The 1,541-nt window shown below is 74.8% G+C and carries 2 protein-coding genes; both read right to left on the bottom strand.

Translation table 11 applies throughout. The annotated features are described in order from the left end of the window. On the bottom strand, window positions 1-214 hold a 214-nt coding region (locus IJH84_RS16115; RefSeq protein WP_295145871.1), incomplete at its 3' end, for an alanine racemase. Between the two features lie 291 nt (window positions 215-505). Further along, window positions 506-1,541, bottom strand: a 1,036-nt coding sequence (locus IJH84_RS16120; protein WP_295145873.1) for an NAD(P)H-hydrate dehydratase, incomplete at its 5' end; no start/stop codon positions are given.

The raw sequence follows: 1,541 nt of genomic DNA on the forward strand, positions 1-1,541 counted from the left end.
CCTCATCGATCGCCGCGACGCCCAGCGCGGAAGCGCCCGCGTCCAACGCGGCCCGCGCCATCGTGAGCGCGCCGTGGCCGTAGCCGTCGGACTTCACCACGACCATCGTGCGGGCGCCCGACCGTTGGGCGCGTTCGGCCAGCAGCGCGACGTTGTGGCGAAGCACGCCGACGTCAATGCGCAGGTCGGCGCGGTGCACGGGCTCCTCGGTCATGGCGCCGACATCGTCGCACACCGTCCGCAGCAGCCCCGCCGGCAAGGCGCGTCCCCGGGCTCTTCGCCGCCCGCTCGCCCCATCCACTGGGACCGGCGGTTCGTTCACTCCACGAAAGACCGCGCTCAACGGGTGGCGCCCGCGCGTGTCGGCACCCCCGGCCAGGTCCGAGCGAGCGGACCGTTCGCCCGATCTATTCGGACCAGCGGTCCGTTCACTCGGCAAGATCCGCCGATGAACAGGTGGCGTCCGGGCGTGTCGGGCCGAGCTTCCGTTGCGGACCGAGCCCGGTCAGGCGGCGGCGCGGACCTCGCGGATGGCGGCGGGCACCGCGGACAGCAGCGCGGAGGCACCGATGGGCGCGGCGCCCTCCGCGGAAGGCGCGGCCTGCCCCGCGCCGCCGAACGCGGCCAGCTCGGCAGCCGCCGAATGCAGGTGCGCAGCGCAACCGCACGCCAGCCACGGATCCATCCCGGAAGCCAGCAGCGCGCCGATCAACCCGGTCAGCACGTCGCCCGAACCGGCCGTCGCGGGCCAAGCGTGCGCCGAAGCGTTCACCAGCACCCGCCCGTCCGGCGCCGCGATCACCGTCGTGTTGCCCTTCAGCAGCAGCACCGCGTCGAAGCGCTGCGCGGCGTCGCGCGCGGCGGCGACCCGGTCCGCACCCACATCGCCTGCCAGCCGCGCGAACTCACCGTCGTGCGGCGTCAGCACCAGCGGGGTCTCCGGGTCGCGGGAGTCCCACAGCGTCGAGTCCTCCGCCAGCAGCGTGATCGCGTCCGCGTCCGCGCACACCGGCCTGCCGGACTCCAGCACGTACCGCATCACCTCGCGGCCGCTACCGCCGGTGCCGACGCCCGGTCCGACCGCCCACGACTGCACCCGGCCCGCATCGGTGACCGAGCCGGTCGCCACCACCTCCGGCCAGTGCGAACGCACCACGTCCGCGGCCGGACCGGCGTAGCGCACCATGCCCGAGGTCGCCTGCACCGCCGATCCGGTCGCCAGCACCGCGGCACCGGGGAAGGTCGCCGAACCCGCCGCGACGCCCACCACGCCTTGGGAGTACTTGTCGTCCGCCGGTGACGGGATCGGCCAGTAGGCGCCCACGTCCGCGCGCTCGAGCACGTACAGCTCCGGCGCGGGCAGGTGCTCGTCCACGCCGATCCCGGCGACGGCGACCGAACCGGACCGGACCGCACCGCCGCTGAGCACGTGGCACGGCTTGCGGCCGCCGAAGGTCACCGTCAGCTCCGCCGGCACCGCGGGCCCGTCGACCGCACCGGTGATCGGGTCGACACCGCTGGGCAGGTCGACGGACACGATC

Source organism: Saccharopolyspora sp. (assembly GCF_017434145.1).
Taxonomy (GTDB): domain Bacteria; phylum Actinomycetota; class Actinomycetes; order Mycobacteriales; family Pseudonocardiaceae; genus Saccharopolyspora_C; species Saccharopolyspora_C galaxeae.